The organism is Brenneria goodwinii (assembly GCF_002291445.1).
GTDB lineage: Bacteria > Pseudomonadota > Gammaproteobacteria > Enterobacterales > Enterobacteriaceae > Brenneria > Brenneria goodwinii.
In genome coordinates, this window is the sequence record NZ_CP014137.1 from 4,988,769 (window position 1) to 5,010,992 (window position 22,224).

The window sequence follows — 22,224 nt, forward strand, 5'->3', positions numbered from 1 at the left end:
CGGCTCCTTCGATCTATCTATTGGCAAAAAAGCGGTGTCGCCGCGCATCTATCCCGAAAAAGAGGTAATGACGCGCCGGAACACCTCTAAAAAGGTGCCTGTGCAACCAACTGCCGATTCAACAACAGCACGTCGTCTTCAGAAAACCGGCCGGCGTAGAATTGCAGCTTCGCGTAGGCCTGAAACCACTCCACATAGGTTTGCAACAGCGCCTGCCGCGCCTGGTAAACCTGGCGCTCGGCGTGCAGCGCATCGGTGTTGGTGCGTTCGCCGCCGGCCACGCTTTTGCGCATGGCATCGACCAGGGCGTCGCCGTCAGCTACGTTTTGGCGCAGCGTTCGCACGCGGCCGGCGCTGGTGGCGAACACGCGGTAATGTTGTTCCAGCGTGGCGGCGGTGGAGGCGTTGATTCGTTCCAATTCGTAGCGCACCTGATCACGCCGGTTGATGGCTTGGCGCGTGGCGTAATAGCTGGATCCGCCGCTGAACAGCGGAATCGACACCTGCACGCCGATGGTGTTGGTTTTGTAGTCGCGGCCCCGGTTGTTGACGGTGTCCGACACGATCCGCTCATGGGCGGCGTAGAGCGAGACACGAGGCATGAACTGGCCTTTCTCTCGCTCGATGGTCTGATCGTTGTAGCGCACCGCCAGACGTGCCGCCTGTACCTCCGGGTTCTCCAGCAGGGCGTCCTGCTGCAAGGCGGTCAGAGCATTCTCCGGAATTGACGGCAGAACGGATTCCAGGTCGATGGCCAACAGCTCGTGCGCCAGCACCGGCCCGCCAAGAAGCGCCGATAGCTCGCCTAGCCTGTCGGCCTGGGCATTCTCGTACCCCACCAGCTCCGACTGGGTGGCGCCCATCTGCGCGCGCGCCTCCAGGATGTCGATTCGGGTGCCTTCGCCCTGAGCCATCATTCGTTCGTTGTCGCGCAGCATGTCCTGGTACACACGCAACTGGCGGCGGGCTAGAACCACGGCGTCGCGTGCCAGTAGCGCGTTCAGGTAGGCGTCGATCAGGGCCACCGCTTCTTGCTGGAATTGCAGCCGATACTGGACCTCGGCATATTCCGCCTGGGTTTTTCCCATGCGGTAGGTGCTGATGGCCGAATAGTCGAACAGCGTCTGCTCGATAGTCAGACCGGCGCGGCGGCCGTAGAAATTGTCTTTGACGCTCTGCGGCCCGGATGCCGTAGTGTCGTAATACTCGGTCTGGCTGGTGCGGTTGCGCAGGTAGTTGATCGAGGCCTGCGGCAGCAGCGCGGCGCGGGCGATGTTGCCTGCATCCCGGCCGGCATCGCGGGCGGCGCGCGCGGCATGCATTTGCGGGTCGTTGAGCAGCATGCGTTCGTAGGCCCGAACTAGGTCGAGCGCCTGCGTCTGCCGCCGCGTATTCAGTTTGTGCGATGGCGGTGCCTGCAAATCCGGCAGCGGCTGCGCCCAGACCGTCGGCGTACCCTGCGTCAACCACAGTATCGCCGCCACGGAGATCGAAACAGGAGGCGGTGTTTTGCCAAGTCTGCGTAACCCCGGCCACAAACGCAGTTGCAGGAACGCGCTGTCCGGCTCAAACTTTCCCACTGCTTTGTTGCGCTGTCTCATTCACTCCTCCGTCAGCGCTAGGCGGGTGCGGTCGCGCAGCGGCTTGAGCAGGTAATTCATCAGCGTGCGCTCGCCCGTCTTGACGAAGGCAGTCACCGGCATGCCAGGCTGTAGCTGCAGCCCAGGCAGCACCTCACGGTTCTGCAGGTCGTCTACGCTGATTTCGACGTGGTAGTAGGGCGCGCCTTGCGGATCTTCCAGGCGATCGGCGGAGACGGTCTTGACGGTGCCTGCCAGCTTGGGTGTGGAAGCGCGGTTGAAGGCGGCGAACGCCAATTCCACCGGCTGGCCGGTATGCACTTTGTCCACTTCCTGAACCGGCAGCTTGCCTTCCACCATCAGCGGCTGGTCCAGCGGCACGATGTCCATCAGTTTGTCGCCGGCGCTAACCACGCCGCCCTGGGTGAACACCGCCAGGCCAGCGACGATGCCCTCGGTCGGCGCCAGTATCTGCATGTTCGCCACGTCGTACTGCGCACTGTCCAGGCGCGATCCCAGGTCCGCCGTTCGGGTTCGGGTCTCGGCCAGCATGGTGCGCAGTTCCTTCTGATAGTCCTCGAGCTGCTGGATCAGGCGCAACTGGTATTCCCGCACCTGACCTTGCAACTGCGCCAGTCGGCCCTGGTCGTCGGCGACGGAACCAGCCAGTTGCAGGAACTGGCGTTCCGACTCTAGCAGGCGATTGCGCGCCAGCAGACCGTCATCGGCCAGCGTGCGCTGCCCGGCTAACTGCCGCTCGAAGGTCTCGCGCTGGTCATGGCGTGATTGCAGGATGCGCTGCAGGCTGTCACGCTGCTCGCGCAGGCCGAGCAAAGTCGCCTCCAGACCGTCCAGCGTGGCCTGTTGGGCGCTGCGTCGGCTGTCGAACAACTGTTGCTGCGCCTGGATGATCTCCTCGGCCAGCAGATTGCCCTCGCGTTCGGCCTGCAACAGTCGTTTATCGAAGCGGATGTTCGCTAGCCCGTCGCGCTCGGCCACCAGTCGGTTTTCCGTCGCCAGATTGCTCAGAAACTGGAAGCGCAGCGAATCGAACTGGTTGGCCGCCACGTTCGGCTCCAGCATCACCAGCACCTGGCCCTGCCGTACCGTATCGCCCTCGGCCACCAGGATGCGCTGCACTCTGCCGCCGACGATCGGCTGTACCGTCTTGCGGTTGCCGCTGACCACCACCTTGGCCTCCACCGGCACACCAGCATCCAGCGGCGCCAGCAACGCCCAACTGAGAAAACCGGCCACGCCCACCAACACGATCAGCCAGCCCAGGCGCACGAAGTGACTGTCGTCTACCGACAGCAAGTCGTCCTTGGGGTCGATCGGATCCGTATCCGGCGCCGCCGAGTGCATGCCCGGTTGCGCGCTCATGCTCCCTCCTTGCGCTGTGCGAAATTCATGGCTGTCCCGTAGGCGGGAAGAGGCATCACCCGGTTTGGCGGCTGGGGCAAGGGAGAGGGGGGCTGGGCACTGCGTTGCATGTGCTGCATCACCTCGGTCAGCGGGCCGAAGTCGGCCTGCGCGCCGGCATGCAGCACCAGCAGCTTGTCGGCTCGCTTGAGGATGTTGGGCTTGTGGGTGATCAGCACCAGCGTGATGCCGGCCTGCTTGATACGGTTAATGGCCTGGGCCAGCATGGCGTCGCCGGCTTCGTCCAGGTTGGCGTTGGGTTCGTCCAACACCACCAGGCACGGTTCGCCGTGCAGGGCGCGGGCCAGTCCCACGCGTTGGCGCTGGCCACCGGAAAGCCCCAGACCGTTCTCGCCCAGGCGGGTCTGGTAGCCCTCGGGCAATTGCAGGACCAGCTCATGCACCCCAGCCATCTGCGCGGCGGCGATGACCTTCCGCTCGTCCATATCGCTGAAGCGGGCGATATTTTCGGCCACGGTGCCGGCGAACAGTTGCACATCCTGAGGCAGGTAGCCGATCAGCGCGCCCAGGGACTCCGGCCGCCACTGATCCAGCGGCGCGCCGTCCAGCCGCACCTTGCCGCGCAGCGGCGGCCAGGCATTGACCAGACAGCGCGCCAGCGTGGTTTTGCCCGCGCCCGAAGGGCCGATCACCACCAGCGTCTCGCCCGGTTCCAGCCTGAAGTGGATGCCGTGCAGCACCGGCTGGGTCTGATTGGGCGGGGCGGCCAGCAATTGCTCCACCGCCAACGCGCCGGCGGGGCGGGGAAAGTCCATGCCCTTGACCAGCGGCGGGAAGTCGTTCAGCAATTGACTCAGTCGCCGCTCGGCTTCTTTCACCTGGGTCCACTGGCGCGAGGCGCCGATGATCTGGTCGATGGGGGACAGCGCACGGCCCAGCAGGATGGAACCGGCGATCATCATGCCTGCCGTCATCTCGTGCCGCAGCACCAGCCAGGCTCCAAGGCCCAAGGCCAGCGATTGCACCGCCATGCGTAGCGCCTTGTTCCAACCTTGGATCTTCGCCATGCGGGCGCGGGCCAGGTTCTGCTCGCGCACATAGCCCAGATGCTGCCCGGCCCAGCGGCGGCGCAGGTTGGCCAGCATGCCCATGCCGGCAATCGCCTCGGCGTTGCGCAGGTTGGCTCCGGCATCGCGGCGAGAAGCAATCGCCAGCTCGCCGGCCTTCTGCAGGTGGGGGCGGCTGACCCGTTCGTTGAGCCAACCCACTGCCATCAGCGCCAGCGTGCCGCTCAGCGCGAACCAGCCCAGCAGCGGGTGAAAATAGAACATCACCAGCACGTACACCGGAAACCACGGCGCGTCGAAGAGCGCGAACAGCGAGTGTCCGGTGGCGAACTGGCGCAACTGCTGCAGGTCGTCCAACGGCTGAGCGGCATTGAGCTGGCCGGTTTTGAGGTTGGCGCTGAAGGCGGCGTCGAAGATGCGCGGCGCCAGCTTACGGTCGAAGCCCGTGCTCAGACGCAGAACCACCAGGGAACGCACCCACTCCAGCGCGCCCATAAAGGCGTACATGCCCAGCAGGATGACGGTCAGCATCAGCAACGTCATCTCGTTGCCGGAGGCGAGAACCCGGTCATAGACTTGCAGCATGTACAGGGCAGGCGCCAGCATCAGGATATTGATGACGCCCGAGAACACGCCGATATGCATGAAACTGCGTTTGTAGGTCAGCAGAGCACGAGCCAGTTCGCCATGCACACCCTCTGCCGACCGGGATTTGCCCGCCGTCATCGCGTCTCCTGCTTTTTGCGGAAAAAACATCCCCCTCCCCGCAATCGCAGGGAAAGCCGAAACCTGCGCGCAATTTGCTTTGCAGGTATTTCCGCAAACCGCTAAAATCGACGGCTTCCGGAAAACGGAGCCTGACCTAACAACCCCAGACCCCGGTGAAAGCGGCGATCCCTTCCGTCAAAAAAGTGCCGTCGCGCCGGTTACCAAACCTCTTACATTTCTGGAATGGCTGCTTACGCGGCCAGCAGGAGGTCGCTTTCGACTGCCGCCGCCGAAGCCAGCGCCTCGGTGATCACGCCGCCGGAGGCGTAGTCGCCAGCTTCGTCGTAGTAGGCGATCGAGACGCCGGTGTCAGCCAGAGCGGTGTCGATTTGCGCCCAGGTCGCCGTGTCGATGTCTACCCCCAGAGATCCCAGATAATTGTCCAGTACGAACTCGAAGGCCGAAATGTCGGTGTTGTCGAACGCCAGACTATAGATCACGGCGGAATTCAACGTGGCCGAGTCGTACAGCGACGCATTCGCCAGGATGCCGCTGAATGTGGAGTTGCTCACGCTGATGGCGCTGTTGCCGTCGGCCACGCCAAAGACGCTGGACGCCACCGCATCCACCGCGATATCGAAGCCGCTGACCACCAACAAAGGCTCATAGGCATCGAACGTCGTCAGGGTGGATGCAGCCGGAGCTACGCCGGTATCGCTGGTCGGGTTGTAGCCCAGATACAGGTTGTCCAGGCTGCCGTTGGTCACGAACGAGTACGACCCGATGGCCGAGTTATAGGTTGTGTCCCATGAGAAGCCGGATTCGGAATACAATAGGTATTTACCGCCAAACGAAGTGTTGGAATCGATACCCTGGCCCGCGTACCAGTTGAAATCGTAGATTTCATAGGTCGGCGCGGCTGCCGATGGGTCGTAGATTCCGTTGCCGGTGTAGTAGTTGCCGTTTACTGCCAGAATGGAGCCGATATAGGCCGGGTTATGGGTGCCGATTCCGGTTTCGTCGTAGGCGTCCCGCCACGTGGTGATTTCAGATTGCAAAGACATAATGCCTTCTCCTGTTTCCTGTGGCCGGTCGCCGCTCCGGCCAGAATTGCTTCAGCCCCGATGACTGAAGCGGCGCATGCTTAAAAGCGGTATTCCAGATTGGCCGTCAGAGTGCGGCCGGGATAGAAGTTGTAGCCCAGCGTAGTCGGCGTCGCCTCCATCTGGTCGGTTAGGTTGGTCAGATAGAGGCCGACCTTGAGCTGGTCGTTAAAACGGTAGTTGGCGAACAAATCCAGCTTGATCACCCTGGGCCAGAGATAGGCCTCTATCCAGCCATTTTCATTCGGCAGCGTGGCCGAAGAACTATTGCTGGGATGGCCGCTGCCAGAGCTTTGAACGCTATCGACGTAATAGTAGGCGGCGCGCTGTTTGCCGCGGAAATGCGCGGTGGCGCCCAGTTCCAGTTTGCCCTCATAGGGCGTCAGCGCGGCGGTCAGGCTGCTGCGGATCGGCTCGATCAGGCTGGTTTCCATCCAGTTCCAGCCGGAATAGCACAGGCGTTTGCCCTTGCCCATCGGGGTATAGACGGTGTTGCCATCAGTATCCGTGCTCCTGTAATAAGCTTGCCCGCTAGGCGACTGCCAACTGCACATCTTGTTGTCGTGGCGTAGCGGAATGGTCAAATTACCGCGCAGATAGAACAGCGGCTGGCGATAGGCCAGATTTAGCTCGAACCCCTGGCGAATCACAGTCTCCAGATTATTGACATTGGCGACGTAACTGTTGGCTACCTGCGTACCGCCCTGTTCGTTAAGCGGCTCACCACTTCTTACGATAGGGCCGTAGCCAATATAATTACGGATATGGTTGCGGTAGAAGCCGACGCCCACATCGATCTTATCTTCGCGCGCCAGCCAACCGGCACGCTGGTAATTCGCGCCCAGTTGCAGGGATATATTTTTTTCCGGTTCTAGGTCGGGGTTGGCGGTAAAGCCCTGTCTCATCCACACGCCGTTGATATACATTTCATTGCTGGTGGGCGCGCGCTCGCCGTAGCCGATGCTGGCGTAGGTGGTCAGACCGGAACCCGGCCGGGTATATTGCAGCCCTAAATTGGCCGACTTCAGGTTGTAGTTATGCTTCTGGTTGTCAGAAATATAGCGAGTGTCACCGCTATCATCATCGATATGAAAATCTTTGATATATTCCGATGCTGCAGCCAAAGCCATTTGCCGGGCCTCGCTGGACGAATACCCCTGGCTGCGATAAAGATTTCTAAGAGATCCGTAAGTTGGCAGTGTACCCGCCTTGGTGATATTCCCGGACTCGAACATCGGCGAATAGACGTCCATTGATACGCGCTGCCAGCCAACCCCAACGCTGGCCTGCCATGGGCCGCTGTCCTCGGTGCTTAATGCCAGCGCCAGCGCCAGGGTATCGTTGCGGGAATCCGGATCCCATACCAGCTCCTTATAATCGTACCCCTGGCTTTGCTGATGCTTTTGATACCACTGATCCTCGGTCAGACTGTCGACTTCTTTATCCGTGCGCCGTAATTCCAGCCCGGTATCCAGCCGCAGAGGACCTATCTTCGGTGCATCGAAATGACTGGCGTTGCTGATCTTCAATCCGTTCGATGCATTTTCGACGAAATAATGCATGGGTTCTCCCATGCCGTATGAACCTGGGACACCTGTCCAGCGCTGTTCTCGTTCCTGCTTTTCGTGATAAAACTGCATTTCCGGGTTGACCCAATCGGAAAAGGCCCCCTTGTATTTCAGACTGATCACCTGGTTGTCCAATTCCGCGCCGACAGACCAGATCTTCTTCCCCCAATAGGCATTTCCGCCATCCGTCGTCACCCATACCTCCGGCTCCTGATCGGTCTGGTATTTTGCATGGCCGGCGGTAGCGAACAGTTCCAGACTTTGGTTATAGGCGTCGTTGAAGTAGTGACGTATTCTCAGCATTTGGGAATCGCTTTTTTTCTCGGTACCGGTCAACGCGCCTGATTTGGCAGCCTGTTTCAGCCATTGCACTTGCTGCTTGTTAAACTGGCAATTGTGGAAGCCGTCCTGAAATCCTCCCGACATTCCCAGCACTCCCGAATAGCGGCAGTTGTTCGGTGATTGCTGTTGTGCTCCGTCGTTAAGCCAAAACCCAAAATTCTTGGCATGGGTATAGCGCAGCATATCCCCTTCATTGAAATGACTGCCGACGCTGTAGGCGTCGTTCTCACTGTCGGATGCGCCCAGCATAAAATCCCAGCGCTCGGTGCGGCTGGCCAGAAAAGCCGAACCCGAGGGTTTTTGTCCGTTAGCGTATTTGCTGAACCCGGTGGAGCCGCGAACCATTCCGCCAAAACTTCTGCCGGGGCTCAGGATGTCATCCACGTCCAGATAGCGGAAATCAACCGTTCCTCCCAGGCTCCCCAGCGCGCCGGTGCTGGTATTGACCCCCCGGGTTACGTCAATGGATTTCAAAAATTGGGGGTCAACGAAAATAGAGCCGGTTTGTCCGATATCTTTGGTAAAAGCGTGGAAATTCTGATTAATCCCTTCGAGCGACTGAGAAACGCGCCCATGCCCGGCAATGCCTTGCACGCCGACGGAGACGTCCGGCCGGGCATAAAGGCTGTTCACCGAGGTGCCCGATATCTGGTCGATCAGGTCGCTCATATGGCTGGCTTTGCGCCGCTCGACATCGTCCTTGCTGGCCCCGGCGGTATTACCGATCGTCTTCTTTTCTTCTTCGGCAATACCGATCACTTCTATTTCATCAAGAGCGTGTGCGGCGTCATCGGTCTGAGTAGCGGCGGAGGCGGCAGGGGTTTTTTTTTCTTCTTGTTCAGGAGAGAACGGGGATTGGGCTTGCTGGGCCAGCGTTTGCTGCCCGGTCAACGCCAATATGATGGCCAGCCATATCTGGCTGGGTCGCAAGCGTTCCCTGCCTAATCCGGCCGAGGTGTTTCCCGGTCGTTCTCGTCGGCTGGCAAGTGGCATGTCCTCATTCGCCCCAGCTCTGTTTTTTTTGAACGCCATCTAATTTTTCCCTGAATACGAATTAGAAATATAATGAGAGGCATTTACATTAATGAGCGAAATCTACCTCTCGCCTGTGACTGTGTAGGTCTGACCCGCAAGACTTGATCTGCGTCCCTGCGGTGATGCAACTGCCTCATGACGAAGAGAATGTGTGCGTTTTTATGGAGCATTTGCGGCTCGGCAGTCCACTACCAGCCAAATTCAATCTTTACGAAAAACTGTCAAGCCCGCTAACAGTTTTCGGGAAAAATTTAACTTTTCGAGGATTTTTGTTTTTGTGCGGCAAAGCGAGAGAGGAGGCGGAACATGGCGCGGCCACACCGTGGCTTGGCCTCAGACGCAGGATTAGCGCTGGTGCGGTTGGCCGGAGGGGGCCGCGAGTGGTTGCTGCGGCCTGGTGGTGATGCCCAGGGCGCATTGCTTGGGCGAGATGCCGGTGTGGCTGCGGAATATGCGGCTGAAGTGGCTAAGGTGGGCAAAGCCAACCGTTGCGGCCGTTTCCGTCACGGAGACGCCGCGCCGCAATAGGGCGATAGCCGCGTCGATGCGTATGCGTGTCAGGCACACATGAACGGAGCAGCCGTACAGGGCGTGGAAGCCCGATTGCAGGCGTTTTTCGTTGAGGCCGACGGTCCGTGCGAGGGATTGCACGCTCCAGTCCTGTTCGTAATGCTTCTCCAGCAGGACTCGCGCTTTGACCAGGCGCTGGCGGTCGGCGGGCACGGGCAAGTTGAGCTGCTGTTGTGAGAGGTTTTCGCGCAGGAAGCAGGCGATGGCCTCGAAGGCCTTGGCGCGCAGGTATAGGTCGCGGGAGATGCAGGGGCCGGGATAGGTGCAGTCGAAGCCGAGTAGATCGCAGGCCACGCGTTGCAGGCAACTGGAGGCGGGCATCACGCCCAGGAAAGCGTCAATGTGCGGTTGGTCGCCTGCGACGGTGCAGATGCGTTTGCGCAGGTCGTCCATTTGTAATCCGGTCAGGCCGGCCATGGCGGTTTGCGGCATGTGGATGCTGAGCATGCGGAAGGCGCCATCGGATTTGCCGTCGAGTACATCCCAGCCAGTGGCATGTTGGCCGGTGGCCATCAGTATGGCGGAACCGGCCCGGGCATCGAGCACGGCGCCATCATCGAAAGCTGCCTGCATGCGGCCTTCGAGAAGAATGTTCACGCTGAAGGCGGGAGGCCCTTCGGCCTGGAACGCCCATTTGCCGCCAGGGTGCCCGTTGATGCAACTGATGCATAGCCCTTCGCAAGGCTGGTATATGTGCACGGCGTGCCGCCAGTCTTCATGAACGCCTTCCAGCCCTTCTTCCTGAAGCTTGCTTGGGTCAAGGGCTGGCTGGTCGGATGTGGTGTCCAAACTCCCCGCCATAATTTTTTTCCCTAAACATCAAATTTTTTCCGTAAACCGTTAGCGCCGCTTTTCAGTTGGCGTAATGATAATCAATATCACTATATACCCAGATTGTGGCCAATTGAACAAAATAAGCGCCGGCAATGGTGATTTACCCGCAAATAGCACATGACAAAGGCCCGTATCAGGCCGTGGACTCTGATTACTATGTCGATATCTTCCTTGGCTTCGTCGCGCCTGAGTGCGCGGCAGGTGCTGCCCGCAATTGCAGGCATTTATATCAGCCAGACCGTCATCACGTCATTGACCACCCAGGCGCTGCCGTCGTTGCTGCGCGATGCGGGTGCTTCGTTGCAGGTGGCGGGGTTGACCGCGTTGCTGTGGGTGCCCTGGGGGCTTCGCTTTCTGTGGGCGCCGGCCGTGGAGAGATGGCGCCTGCCCGCCGGCCGGCTGGAACGGCGTTCGCGCACCCTGGTGCTGGCGGGGCAATGGCTGATCGCGGCGATCCTGTTGGGTTTGGGCCTGGCGGCGTTGCTCGGGCATCTTTCCCTGGCCGATCATGCCGGCTGGATCCTGAGTGGGTTGCTGCTCGCGGCGCTGGTGGCGGCGACGACCGATGTGGCCAGCGATGGCTTCGCCGTGGAGCAGTTGGCGAGCCCACAGCGCGGCTGGGGCAATGTGGCGCAGGTGGGCGGCAACTATGTCGGTGCGATGCTGGGCGCGGGCGGCTTCCTGCTGGTGGCCGGGCTGGCGGGCTGGCCGTGGGCGCTGCTGTCGGCCAGCCTGGCGATGCTGCTGTTGAGCGTGCCGATGCTGCTGCTGCGCGAGCCACTGCGCGACCGGGCGCAGGCGGCCGTCAGCCACCGCCCCGGGCTGCTGCACGCGCTGCGCCGCCCTGAGGTGCGCAGCGGCTTGCTGCTGATGTTGTTATCGAGTATCGGCGTGCGCCTGACGCTGGGTATGTTCGGACCGTTTCTGCTCGATCGCGGTATGAGTCTTGAGCAGTTGGGCTGGTTGTTCGGCTCGCTGCATATCGGAGCGGGGCTGACGGGGGCGGTCTTGGGTGGTGTGCTGGCGCGCTGCGCGCCGGGTTGGCGAGCGGTCTGGGTTGCCGTGAGCCTTAAGGCGTGCGTGCTGGTTGCGTTGACGCTGGCCGTGCCGTCGGCGCCGCTGCCGGTGTTGATGATGCTGATCGGGCTGATGTTAGCAACGCTGGGCCTGGTCTGGGTCGCGTTGTATTCGGCATTGATGGGGCTTGCTTCGCCGCTACAGGCCGGGTTGGACTTCACGCTGTTCCAGAGCGCTGATGCCTTGCTGGCCATCGCTGGCGGCGTTGCCGGAGGCTGGCTGTCGCAGCATTTGGGCTATGGCGTCTGTTTCGGGCTCGCGGCGGCTTCGGCCATCGCGGCGGCGCTGGTGGTCAAACGCAAAGCGCCTTCCCTGGATAGCAACGCACAGGGGGCGGCACAGCATGCGTGAGCATGATTCTCAGGCCACGAGCGGCGTCTGGTCCATTATGCGGCCCGTGCAGGGCCAGATTCGGTTCGCCATGCTGTTGGCCGGGCTGGCGGCGGCAGCCGCGCTGGGAGCCTTATGCGCGCTGGCCTGGGCGGTGCATGGGTTGATGGCGTCGCCAGGGCAATGGCCGTGGCCGGCCCTGCTGTCGGCCGTGGCGCTGACGGTGCTGGCCTATGTGCTGCGGCTGACCGGATTCAACCAGTCGCACTATGCCGCCTTCCGGCTGGAGACGCGGTTGCGCACCGATCTGGCCGAGCACCTGGCTCGGGTGCCTTTGGGCTATGTGCAGCAGACCGGTTCCGGCGCGCTGACCAAGGTGATGATGGAGGACGTGAAGGCGCTGCACGTGTTCGTGGCCGACAGCACGCCGCTGTACGCCCGCGCCTATGTCTCGCCGGTGTTGACCTTTGTGCTGCTATGGCTGCTGGATTGGCGGCTGGCGCTGGCCGCCACGGCGGTGCTGGCGGTGGGCATGGCCGTGGTGTCACTGGCGATGCGCGGCAGCGGTGAAATGATGCGGCGCTATCATGTCGCCGGCGAAAACGTCAGCAAGGCGGTGGTGGAGTATGTGCAGGCGATGCCGGTGGTGCGCACCTTCGACACCGGCACGACCACGTTCCAGCGTTATCAGCGCGCACTTGATGCATTTGTGGAAGTGGTGCTGCAGTGGTATCGGATGGCGGGGGTATCGTCCCGCCTGTCGATGGCCATCCTCAATCCGCTGCCCACTCTGGCGGCGTTGGTGTGGCTGGGCGGTTGGCTGATCAGCCGTGACGCGCTGGCCGCTTCCACCTGGCTGGCGGTGCTGCTGGTCGGCACCGGCATGGCCGAATCGCTGCTGCCGCTGATGTCGCTCAAGCACCTGGTGGCGAAAACGCAGATGAGCATTCACCGGATTCATGAGGTGATGGCCGAACCGGAACTGCCGGTGGTGGATGCCGCTGGCGCAAAGGCGCCACAGGACGCGAGTGTGCGCTTCGAGCATGTCGATTTCCGTTACTCCCCTGATGGCGCGCTGGTGTTGCGGGACGTGAGTTTCGATGCGCCCCAGGGCAGCGTGACGGCGCTGGTTGGCCCCTCGGGCGCGGGCAAGACCACGGTGGCGCGTTTGATTCCGCGTTTCTGGGATGTCTGTGCGGGCTGTATCCGGGTGGGCGGCGTGGACGTGCGCGAGATGCTGCCAGAGACGTTGATGCGGCAGGTGGCCTTCGTGTTCCAGGACACCTTTCTGTTTGCCGACTCCATTGCCAACAACATCCGCCTGGGAATGCCCGAGTCGACGATGGATGAGGTGATCGATGCCGCCCGGGCGGCGCAGGCGCACGACTTCATCATGGCGCTGCCGCAGGGTTACGACACGCCCGCGGGCGAGCGGGGCGTTTTCCTGTCCGGCGGGCAACGCCAGCGCATCACCATCGCCCGAGCCATCCTGCAGAACCGACCGATCCTGGTGCTGGACGAGGCTACCGCCTTCGCCGATCCCGAAAACGAGGCGGCGCTGGTGGCGGCGCTCTCCAACCTGATGCGCGGCAAGACGGTGCTGATGGTGGCGCACCGGCTTTCGACCATCCGCGATGCCGACCAGATCCTGGTCTTCGACCAGGGAAGTCTGGCCGAGAGCGGCCGCCATGACGCGTTGATGGCGCAAAGCGGTGTCTATGCCCGACTGCGGCGCAGCTACGAGCGAGCGCAGCACTGGACGCTGGCGGGAGAACAGGCATGAGTACATCGCAATCCGCCTCACCGATCACCCCGCTTCGAGAGACTTGGCGTCAACTGATGATCAGCGCGCGCAGCCGTGCGCCGCGATTGCGAGCCAGTCTGATTGGCCTGGCGGTTGCCGCCATCGTGCAGGGCCTGGCGCTGGCGTGCCTGATGCCGCTGTTCCGGGCGTTGATCCCGGCGGCGAATTGGCCGGCTGCATTGCCCTGGCTGCTGGCGATGACGGCGCTGATGCTGGCGAGCACCGCCATCCGCTGGTGGGCGCAGGGTTTCGACTACCGTGGCGACATGGTGCGCAACACGCACGAGCTGCGCACCGAACTGGGCGAGCAGTTGCGGCGGATCCCGCTGGCGGTGCTGCAAGACAAGCGCGCCGGTGGCGTGAACGCCACGCTGCTGGGCAATGTGGATGAGACGCTGAGCTACATCCTGACCGTCGCCAACATGATGGCCGTCGCCCTGATAACGCCGGTGGCGGTGGCCCTGGCGGCACTGTGGTTCGATTGGCGCATGGGGCTGATCCTGCTGTTGGTGTTCCCGCTGCTGATTCCGTTGTACCGCTGGCGCCGCCCGGCCTATGGACGCGGCATGCGCATGCTGGCCGATGCCAACGAACGCGCCAGCAGCGACATTCTGGAATATACCCAGGGGTTGCCGGTGCTGCGCGCCGCCTGCTGCGTAGGCGAACGGGCGGCGACGTTGCAGTCGAGCTTCACGCATCTGGAAGCCATCCAGACCATCGGCCAGAAGAAAGGCGCCAAGCCGAACCTGATCCTGGCCACGGTGATGGAGTTGGCGATCCTGCTGGTGGTATTCGCGGGCGCGCTGTTCGTGGTGCAAGGCACGCTGGATATCGCCATCCTGGCGGCGCTGATGGCGATCGTGGCTCGCTTTGGCGAGCCGCTGGCGACCTTCGTGCTGTACGCCAAGCTCATCGACCTGGTTGAAGCGGCGCTGGGCAAGATCGACGCGCTGCTGGCGATCAAGCCGTTGCCGCAGCAAGCGTCGGCAATTGAGCCGGTGGATTTCAACGTGAACTTCACCGGGGTGAGTTTCGCCTATTCGGGAGGCGGGCAGCTCACGCTACGTGATTTTTCGGCGGCGCTGCCGGCCCGCAGTCTGACCGCGCTGGTGGGTCCGTCGGGAGCGGGCAAGACGACGGTGACGCGGTTGCTGATGCGTCACGCCGACCCCCAGACGGGGCGGATCACTATTGGCGGCGTGGATGTGCGCGCCATCGCGCCGGAGCAACTAAACGCGCTGATCTCGGTGGTGTTCCAGGACGTATACCTGTTCGACGACAGCATCCTGGCCAATATCCGCATGGCTCGGCCAGAGGCCAGCGACGAGGAGGTCGAGGCCGCCGCCCGCGCCGCGTACTGCCATGAGTTCATCACCCGCCTGCCCGAGGGATATGCCACCCGCGTGGGCGACATTGGCGGGCGGCTATCGGGCGGCGAACGCCAGCGCATCAGCATCGCCCGCGCCATATTGAAGAATGCGCCGATCGTGATCCTGGATGAACCCACCGCCGCGCTGGACGCCGAAAGCGAGGTGGCGGTGCAGGCGGCCATCGACGCGCTGGTGCGCGAACGTACGGTGATCGTCATCGCGCATCGGCTTTCCACCATCGCCGCGGCCGACCAGATCCTGGTCATCGATGGCGGACGGATGCTCGAAGAAGGCCGGCATGCCGAGCTGTTGGCCCGTGCAGGGCGCTATGCCCGCATGTGGCAGGCTCAGCAAGCCGCCAAGAACTGGCACGCGGGCCACTGACAAAAAAACAATTGGAGAAAATTTGACAATGAGTGTTTTCAGACCACATTTCACGACTTCCGCGTTGGCGGTTATCGCCGCCACCGCCGGGGGGGCGGCCGCTCAGGGCCAGGAGCGGCAGCCGGACAGTCAGGAGACGCTCCAGACCATCGTGGTGACGGGCAGCAAGCGCAATGAAACGCTGGAACGGTTCAATGGCGCCGCCAGCGTGGCGGACCGGCTGGATCTGGACGATGCCCAGGTGGCCTCCACCCTGGAGCTGGACCGCGTGTTCCCCGAACTGTACATGTCGCACAGCGCCACCTTTCTGTTTCCGATCATTACGCTACGCGGGGTGACCTCCGCGCAGGACTTCTATAACCCGGCCCTGACGATCTATGTGGACGGCGTGCCCCAGTTGCCGACTTTCGCCGCCCAGTCGCTGTTGGGCGTGGAGCAAGTGGAACTGCTCAAGGGGCCGCAGGGTACACTGTACGGCAAGAGCGCACAGGGCGGCGTGCTCAACATCGTCACGCAGAAGCCGGATGATATTCCCCGATTCACTGCGCGCGGCGGTGTTTCCAGTCGAGACGGCTACCTGTTGCAGGCCGAGGCGGCTGGCCCGCTGGTGCCGGATCTGTTGTACGGCTCGGTGTCGCTGCTGGGACATGACGTCAATGGCGATGTGCGCAGCGACGTCATCGGCAGCGACCGTCTGGGCGGCGTGCGCTCACGCGCCGGCAACGCCAGGCTGAGACTGGCGCCGAGCGACAGCCCCTGGGAACTGGGACTGTCGGCCGGACGCGACTGCGCGACGGGGGATCAGGAAGCCTACACTTTGTTCGACGACTACCAGTCCCGCAGAGCCTATGTCCTGCCGAATCTGCCGCAAGCCTACCGCGATTATTACCAGCGGCGCTGTGCCAACAGCGTCGCCGCCAATGGGCAGTACGACTTCGACATCTGGCGCCTGAATGTCGTTGCCAGCAGCCAGCGCGTCCACACTACGCGCCGTTGGCCGTTGGATGCTTACTTCCCGCAGTTCTCGGAGCACTGGAAACAGAATACCCAGGAGGTGCGCCTATCGACGCTCGGAACCGAAGAGGGCGGGCAACCGTCCCGCGCCTGGGATGCCGTGCTTGGCCTGTACCGGCAAGAAGTGGATATGTCCAGGGGCTACCAGTTTGATATGGTGCTGCCCAGCTTCTACCGGGTCGTCGATTCCCGTTCGAGCAGCCGCAGCGAATCCCTGGCGGCCTACGGCGATTCGACTTGGCACCTAACGCCCAAGCTTGATATCACCACCGGCCTGCGTTTCTCACGGGATGAGGCTCGCACCCGTTTCCAGGGTGAACAGATGGGCACGCCTTTCCAGGGCAAGGCTTCGGCCGGCCAGAACACCTGGCTGGGCCACGCGGCGGCCGGCTACCAGTTCGCGCCGCAATGGCGCGGCTATGTCAACATAGCCCAGGGCTATAAGCCGCTGGGCTACAACCTCGCGCCGTCGAGCGTGGACGACGCAAACGGCTATGACCGCGAGCGTTCGATCAGCTACGAGACCGGCGTGCGCTATACCGGCGGCGATGTGCGCGCCAGCCTGGCCGTCTATCAGGTGGACAGCAAGGACGTCCAGCTCTACGGCGATGGCGACATGGGCAACCAGACGCTGCGAAATATCGGCGACACGCGTTCCGTGGGCGTGGAGTTCAACACCGAGTGGGACATGACGCGGCAATGGACGCTGAGCGCCGGCGGCTTCGTCAATGACGCCACGTTCCGCCGTTTCGAGGATTCCAGTGCCTGCACCGGCTGTAAGGGCAACGACGTGCCGATGGTTCCCAGATATGGCCTGACTCTGGCGGCCAAGGGCAACGTCAGGGTGGGCGACGCTATCCTGCGGCCGCAACTGACCGTGCGCCGTACCGGTGCGCACTACTTTGACAGTGCCAATAGCCTGCGCCAAAGCGCCTATACTTTGGTCGATGCCGCGCTGGCCTGGAATCCGACGAGTAATCTGGAGTTGATGCTCTACGTCCAGAACCTGACCGACAAGGATTACCGGACTTATGGGTTTTCCTACGGTGCGACCGGGAACTTCGCGCAGGTCGCACCTGGGCGAACCGTCGGGCTGACGGCGACCTATGCATATTGATGCTGTAGAGAGGCCTTCCTCCGCTTACTGGATGAGGTAGTGCATCCCCGCCATAGTCCGTCACTTTAATTATGATTCCATCGAATGTGGCGGCTATGGTGTCAAAACAACTTGGTTCGCGATTCAGAGCCCTTCATCATTACCCCGTATTTTGAGCATTTTCCTCTGCCCATTGGGGGATTCTTTGCTTTGGCTAACGAGGGATAATGGAACGCTTGTTTGTCTACGGTACGCTACGTCCGGGCCACGCTAATGCCCATATTCTGGAAAACATCGGTGGAGAATGGCTGCCGGGTTATGTGACTGGCACGTTTTATGAGCGTGGCTGGGGAGCGGCTGCGGATTTTCCGGGGATCGTCCTGGATAAGAATGGACCACTCGTCCACGGTTACGTGTTTTTATCCGATAAACTTGAGGCTTACTGGCCAATGTTGGATGAATTTGAAGATGGCTATGATCGCGTTGCAGTTGAAGTGACCACGGCTGATGGTCAGCATGTTACTGCATGGATTTATCAGTTACAGCCGCAGACTAACCCGTAAGATAATCTTGCTCAGAGAACCCGGATTTAACGCCTCGTATGTCGTAAAACATGCGAGGCGTTTTCCGTTGCAAACTTATTCGTCGCGCCAGCCCATTGCCGGAGCAACATGTTTCAGAATGGACTCGATTACATGCACGTTGTAATCCACGCCCAACTGATTCGGCACGGTCAGCAATAAAGTATCCGCTTCGGCAATCGCTTCATCCTGTTTCAGCTGTTCGATCAGCTTGTCCGGTTCTGCGGCATAACTGCGCCCGAAAATCGCGCGGGTTTTCTCATCAAGGAAACCGACCTTATCGCTGTCTTCACGGCTTGCACCGAAATACATCCGGTCGCGATCATCCATCAGGGCAAAAATGCTGCGGCTGACCGAGACACGTGGCGTACGTGTATGTCCTGCTTGCGCCCAGGCCTCGCGGTACGCACGGATCTGTTTTGCCTGCTGAATGTGGAAAGGTTCGCCTGTTTCATCGTCTTTCAGCGTGGAACTTTGCAGATTCATCCCCAGTTTCGCGGCCCACACCGCTGTCGCATTCGAACCGGCACCCCACCAGATACGGTCGCGTAAACCTTCGGAATGAGGTTCAAGGCGCAACAGGCCCGGCGGGTTCGGGAACATCGGCTGTGGATTGGGTTTCGCAAAGCCTTCGCCACGTAACACGTCCAACAGCACTTCGGTGTGATGGCGCGCCATATCAGCGTCGTTTTCCCCTTCGGAAGGGACGTAACCAAAATAGCGCCAGCCATCAATCACCTGCTCCGGGGAGCCACGGCTGATACCAAGTTGTAAACGCCCGCCGGAGATCAAATCCGCCGCACCCGCATCCTCCACCATATACATCGGGTTTTCATAACGCATGTCGATAACACCCGTGCCGATTTCAATACTCCGGGTTTTCGCTCCTATCGCTGCCAGCAGGGGAAACGGCGAGCTGAGCTGGCGGGCAAAGTGATGCACTCTGAAATAGGCTCCGTCCGCACCCAGTTCTTCGGCGGCGACAGCCAGATCGATGGATTGCAGCAGCGCGTCAGCGGCCGAACGGGTTCCGGACTGCGGCGACGGCGTCCAGTGACCAAATGACAAAAATCCAATCTTTTTCATGACGTGTTTATCCTGGTTTTCAGGGAAATTATCAGCAGGCGGGACATTGTTCATGATGAAGCAAGCCTGTTCCAGCCTTGAGTTATCTCTACTTTACGCATTACCAGATGAGAATAAATATCGTTTGTTTAACATAATGCATCAAATAAATTGACTGAGTAGCGCGGGATGCGGACGTTAGACTAGCCGTGTCCTGAACTATGCAAATAATCCCTCTTGGGGACATTCAGGTTATTTTGTGCGTCCAGAATAGACAATTTTCTGTCATATTAAGGATAAGTTGTCATTGCTTTCCTGTCAGCATAAACCGGTTAAATCTCCATCAATATCATTACGAATTACGTGGGGATTAAGCCAGGAAAAGTGAAGGATGTGGTACTGGTACGGAAATGAGTATTTCCGGCTGTGTGACAGAAACTGGCTGAACATAAAATCTTAATGAAAAGCCCTGAGGGACTTTTCATATATAAGCATCTGTAAAACGTTAATTACCACATCAAATCATCGGGTACTTTAAAATCGGCATACGGATCTTCTTCATCTTGTTCTTCCTGACTAAGCGCGCTATTTAATACAATACTGTTCGCATCTCGCTGCGCAATTTTATCGGCTACGCTCGCGGGGATAATAGCGTATTCACTCTCGCCACTGTTATTAACAACCAAGCGAGCAATGGCGAGACGACCACTGATCAGCTGAGCTTGAGTCGTTTTATCCACAACTATTTGTTTAATTAAATTATTATCTGTGAAGTTAAAACCAATATCGCCTTTTGAAATGTCGATTCTGTTCATTTCAATGAGCTGCCTCACCTGAGCTTTATACTCTTTAGATAAAGCCGCTTGTTTTTGTTGTTCGCTTAGCTGTTTATCACGCTCAAGTTGTGCTTTTTTACTTTCTTCCACAGCCGCTCTTGCCTCACGCGCCTGAACGCGTGATTTTTTAGCCGTTCTTTGGACTTTGGCCATTTTTTTGCTGGTCACTAATCCAGCTTTTAGCATCTGCTCTTGTAAGGTGAGTTTTGTCATCTTCGTTTCTAAACCCGTTGAATAATTTGTGGGATTATACCTGTAATTTTTGAGGCTGTACCAGGTTGCAGAACCTGATCACCGTGTGGCGCCAACGAAGAACAGCGTAGATTGCGTCCGAATGAGCCCCTAGGTTAGTCATTTTTGAATACCTTTTCTCGGTGGTACTTCATGTAGCCCATTAGCTTAGCAGGGAGTTTGCTTAACTTGTGATCACCAGATAGCCCTAACGTCTTGATATCGTCTTGGGATAGTTTTAATGAAAATACTACGGCCCCATTTTCGCTGAATGTCATTAGGCCCAAATCAAAAAGGTGATCTAGCAGTTTTTTGACCAACTTTGAATACAAATTGACTTGGCTCTGTTGTACGCAGTTTATGTTCTGTGAGAAAAATCTCGCCGTAGTATATGAATGGAGAATGATGGATGTCTCGATAAAACAGGTGTATTTCATCATCTGCGGATTCAGCATTTGTAATTCGGCTATCTGAATAATAGCACCGAGCTGTCTGTCAGATCTGATTAGATCCAGAGTCGCTCGCCTACGTTGGCAGCGACGAAGTCGCTTGAGGTTGATGACAAACCTTCCCAAACCCGTCATTCCCGCGTAGGCGGGAATCAGCCAATGGCTGTTTACGGTTTCAGCAGGAGATTCCCGCCTACTACTGCGGGAATGACCGCGCTGGGGCCGTGAAGGATGACAGAGGTATATTAGGGACTTTGTCAACAGTCTGCAGCGACGAAGTCGCTTCGCGGCCCTTTGAGGCGAACGATCGGTGTCGTGGTTCGAGACATGGTTTGTTCCTCATTTATGAATCACGTATTGACATGCGCCGCGATCGCCTGGCTCTGATGGTAAGCCGTAATAAATTTCAGTGGTTATCCTGCATAATCAGTTCAGCTTATTTTAAATATTACAGAATTAATTTTTCAATATGCCGCGCCTTTGAGACTATTTAATTGGTATCTCGGATCTCGGGGCTTTTGCTCAATATAAGGGCATTCTTGCGGGAGAAGCGATGGTTAGCCGTTAATTAAAAAATAATCAAATTAATGGGGTAATAAAGCTAATGAAAAACAGTAATAGGCGGCAGTGCTTTCCAACGTCATTAGCCAATTAATGATGGATGTCGCCGAAAATATCCGTCATCCGGATGAAGATGATTTTAAACCGTTTCAGTTAACGCCACGATATTCTTTAAGGTAATAAATGACTAATTCTACAAGTCTGTCTTTGGATAATCATCGCTCTCGTATTCAGGCCGTGTTATTGACGGTTCTATCGAGCCTTTTATACGTTGTTGGATACTCCCTTTCTAAGAAGCTGGTTATCTCGTATGGGCTTTCAGCCATGCAAGTCACTTTTTTGCGGTGCGGATTCGTTCTGGCTAGCAGCATCGTTCTGACGCTCATGCCGTCTACTGGCATCACCTGGCGGCGTATCTGGCTTCCCGTCCGTCCGTTGGAACAGCGAGCGGCGGCGGCCGCGCTGGTCGCATCGAATATCTTATTGATCGTCTCTTATAGTCTGATTCAGGTAACCGATGCGTCGGCTATTGGATTTACGACCCCCATAATGATTACGATTATGGGGGTGATGTTTTTAGGTGAGCGTGTTCCGCTATGGGGTTGGTTTGGCGTTGTTATTGGGTTTGCCGGCATGTTGCTGATGGTAAAACCAGGGGGCGCGCATACTCTTTCGCTTGCTGGCGTCGTTGCCGGGGTGAGCGCCGCGTTCATGTACGCGCTTTATCAAATTCTGATCCGCCGACTTCGGAATGACGCGACCAGTGTCGACACGACGTTACAGGTTTCGGTCGTCGGATTTTTCATCCTTCTTCTTTGCAGCCCCTGGATGTGGCACGCCTTGTCTACTGAAGGTTTGCTGGTCGCCGCTATTTTCACGATCGTACAGACTGCGGCGATGATGTGTATCGCCGCTGCTCTCCGGCGGGGAGAAGCATCCCGCCTTGCGCCGTGGCAGTTCTTCGGGTTGGTCTGGGCCATGCTTCTGGACACATTAATGTTCAATGCCATGCCCGCGATGACGTCGATAATCGGGGGGATTCTGATTCTGGTGGGCGGATTACTGGGGCAACGTCGCCGGAGTATACGTTAGAACATCGCCGTATCTGATATTTATCGAGAAAGGTTATTAATGGTGAATATTAATTAACAATAAAAGTTAGTTTATTTCACAAACAATAAAACTATTTAATCATACCATTAGACGGGTAAATAAAAATTTATCTCAAAAAACGGT

The 22,224-nt window shown here is 59.0% G+C and carries 14 protein-coding genes; 6 read left to right on the forward strand and 8 right to left on the reverse strand.

Features of this window, described 5'->3' with window-relative positions; all coding sequences use genetic code 11:
* Window positions 1-86 precede the first annotated feature (86 nt).
* The 6 genes from ACN28R_RS22120 to ACN28R_RS22145 form a co-directional block, all read right to left on the reverse strand.
* On the reverse strand, window positions 87-1,601 hold the full coding sequence (locus ACN28R_RS22120) for a TolC family outer membrane protein (RefSeq protein ID WP_095835486.1): 1,515 nt from the start codon (window positions 1,599-1,601) through the stop codon (window positions 87-89).
* Entirely contained in the window at window positions 1,602-2,963 is a 1,362-nt protein-coding gene (locus ACN28R_RS22125; protein WP_220701756.1) for an HlyD family type I secretion periplasmic adaptor subunit, read from the reverse strand.
* Window positions 2,960-4,786 (reverse strand): type I secretion system permease/ATPase, encoded by a 1,827-nt coding sequence (locus tag ACN28R_RS22130; protein ID WP_236840166.1) that lies wholly within the window; start codon window positions 4,784-4,786, stop codon window positions 2,960-2,962. The genes ACN28R_RS22125 and ACN28R_RS22130 overlap by 4 nt, the downstream gene beginning before the upstream one ends.
* A 203-nt stretch (window positions 4,787-4,989) precedes the next feature.
* Complete coding sequence (locus ACN28R_RS22135) at window positions 4,990-5,802, reverse strand: hypothetical protein (RefSeq protein WP_095835488.1); 813 nt, start codon at window positions 5,800-5,802, stop codon at window positions 4,990-4,992.
* Window positions 5,803-5,882: 80 nt separating this feature from the next.
* Window positions 5,883-8,744 (reverse strand): TonB-dependent receptor domain-containing protein, encoded by a 2,862-nt coding sequence (locus tag ACN28R_RS22140; RefSeq protein WP_145957988.1) that lies wholly within the window; start codon window positions 8,742-8,744, stop codon window positions 5,883-5,885.
* Window positions 8,745-9,131: 387 nt separating this feature from the next.
* On the reverse strand, window positions 9,132-10,157 hold the full coding sequence (locus ACN28R_RS22145) for a helix-turn-helix transcriptional regulator (RefSeq protein ID WP_095835490.1): 1,026 nt from the start codon (window positions 10,155-10,157) through the stop codon (window positions 9,132-9,134).
* A gap of 189 nt (window positions 10,158-10,346) precedes the next feature.
* On the opposite strand from ACN28R_RS22145, the gene ACN28R_RS22150 reads away from it, so the two are divergent.
* The 5 genes from ACN28R_RS22150 to ACN28R_RS22170 all read left to right on the forward strand — a co-directional run bounded on the left by ACN28R_RS22150 (window position 10,347) and on the right by ACN28R_RS22170 (window position 17,828).
* A complete protein-coding gene (locus ACN28R_RS22150; RefSeq protein WP_095835491.1) occupies window positions 10,347-11,618 on the forward strand; it encodes an MFS transporter in 1,272 nt (423 codons plus the stop codon).
* A complete protein-coding gene (locus ACN28R_RS22155) occupies window positions 11,611-13,380 on the forward strand; it encodes an ABC transporter ATP-binding protein (protein WP_183096776.1) in 1,770 nt (589 codons plus the stop codon). The genes ACN28R_RS22150 and ACN28R_RS22155 overlap by 8 nt, the downstream gene beginning before the upstream one ends.
* On the forward strand, window positions 13,377-15,155 hold the full coding sequence (locus ACN28R_RS22160) for an ABC transporter ATP-binding protein (protein ID WP_095835492.1): 1,779 nt from the start codon (window positions 13,377-13,379) through the stop codon (window positions 15,153-15,155). The genes ACN28R_RS22155 and ACN28R_RS22160 overlap by 4 nt, the downstream gene beginning before the upstream one ends.
* Window positions 15,156-15,183: 28 nt before the next feature.
* Window positions 15,184-17,286 carry a TonB-dependent receptor gene (locus ACN28R_RS22165; RefSeq protein WP_095835493.1) on the forward strand — a complete coding sequence of 701 codons (2,103 nt, stop codon included), beginning with the start codon at window positions 15,184-15,186 and terminating at the stop codon, window positions 17,284-17,286.
* Between the two features lie 206 nt (window positions 17,287-17,492).
* A complete protein-coding gene (locus tag ACN28R_RS22170) occupies window positions 17,493-17,828 on the forward strand; it encodes a gamma-glutamylcyclotransferase family protein (RefSeq protein WP_095835494.1) in 336 nt (111 codons plus the stop codon).
* A gap of 75 nt (window positions 17,829-17,903) precedes the next feature.
* Here the strand turns inward: ACN28R_RS22170 and ACN28R_RS22175 are convergent, their stop codons facing one another.
* Window positions 17,904-18,932: an LLM class flavin-dependent oxidoreductase gene (locus tag ACN28R_RS22175; RefSeq protein WP_048639785.1), complete on the reverse strand. Its 1,029-nt coding sequence runs from the start codon at window positions 18,930-18,932 to the stop codon at window positions 17,904-17,906.
* Window positions 18,933-19,420: 488 nt separating this feature from the next.
* Window positions 19,421-19,960 carry a DUF2058 domain-containing protein gene (locus tag ACN28R_RS22180; RefSeq protein WP_048637360.1) on the reverse strand — a complete coding sequence of 180 codons (540 nt, stop codon included), beginning with the start codon at window positions 19,958-19,960 and terminating at the stop codon, window positions 19,421-19,423.
* 1,211 nt (window positions 19,961-21,171) lie between these two features.
* Between ACN28R_RS22180 and ACN28R_RS22185 the strand changes: the two genes are divergently transcribed.
* Window positions 21,172-22,080, forward strand: a complete 909-nt coding sequence (locus ACN28R_RS22185) for a DMT family transporter (RefSeq protein WP_095835496.1) — start codon at window positions 21,172-21,174, stop codon at window positions 22,078-22,080.
* Window positions 22,081-22,224: the final 144 nt, after the last annotated feature.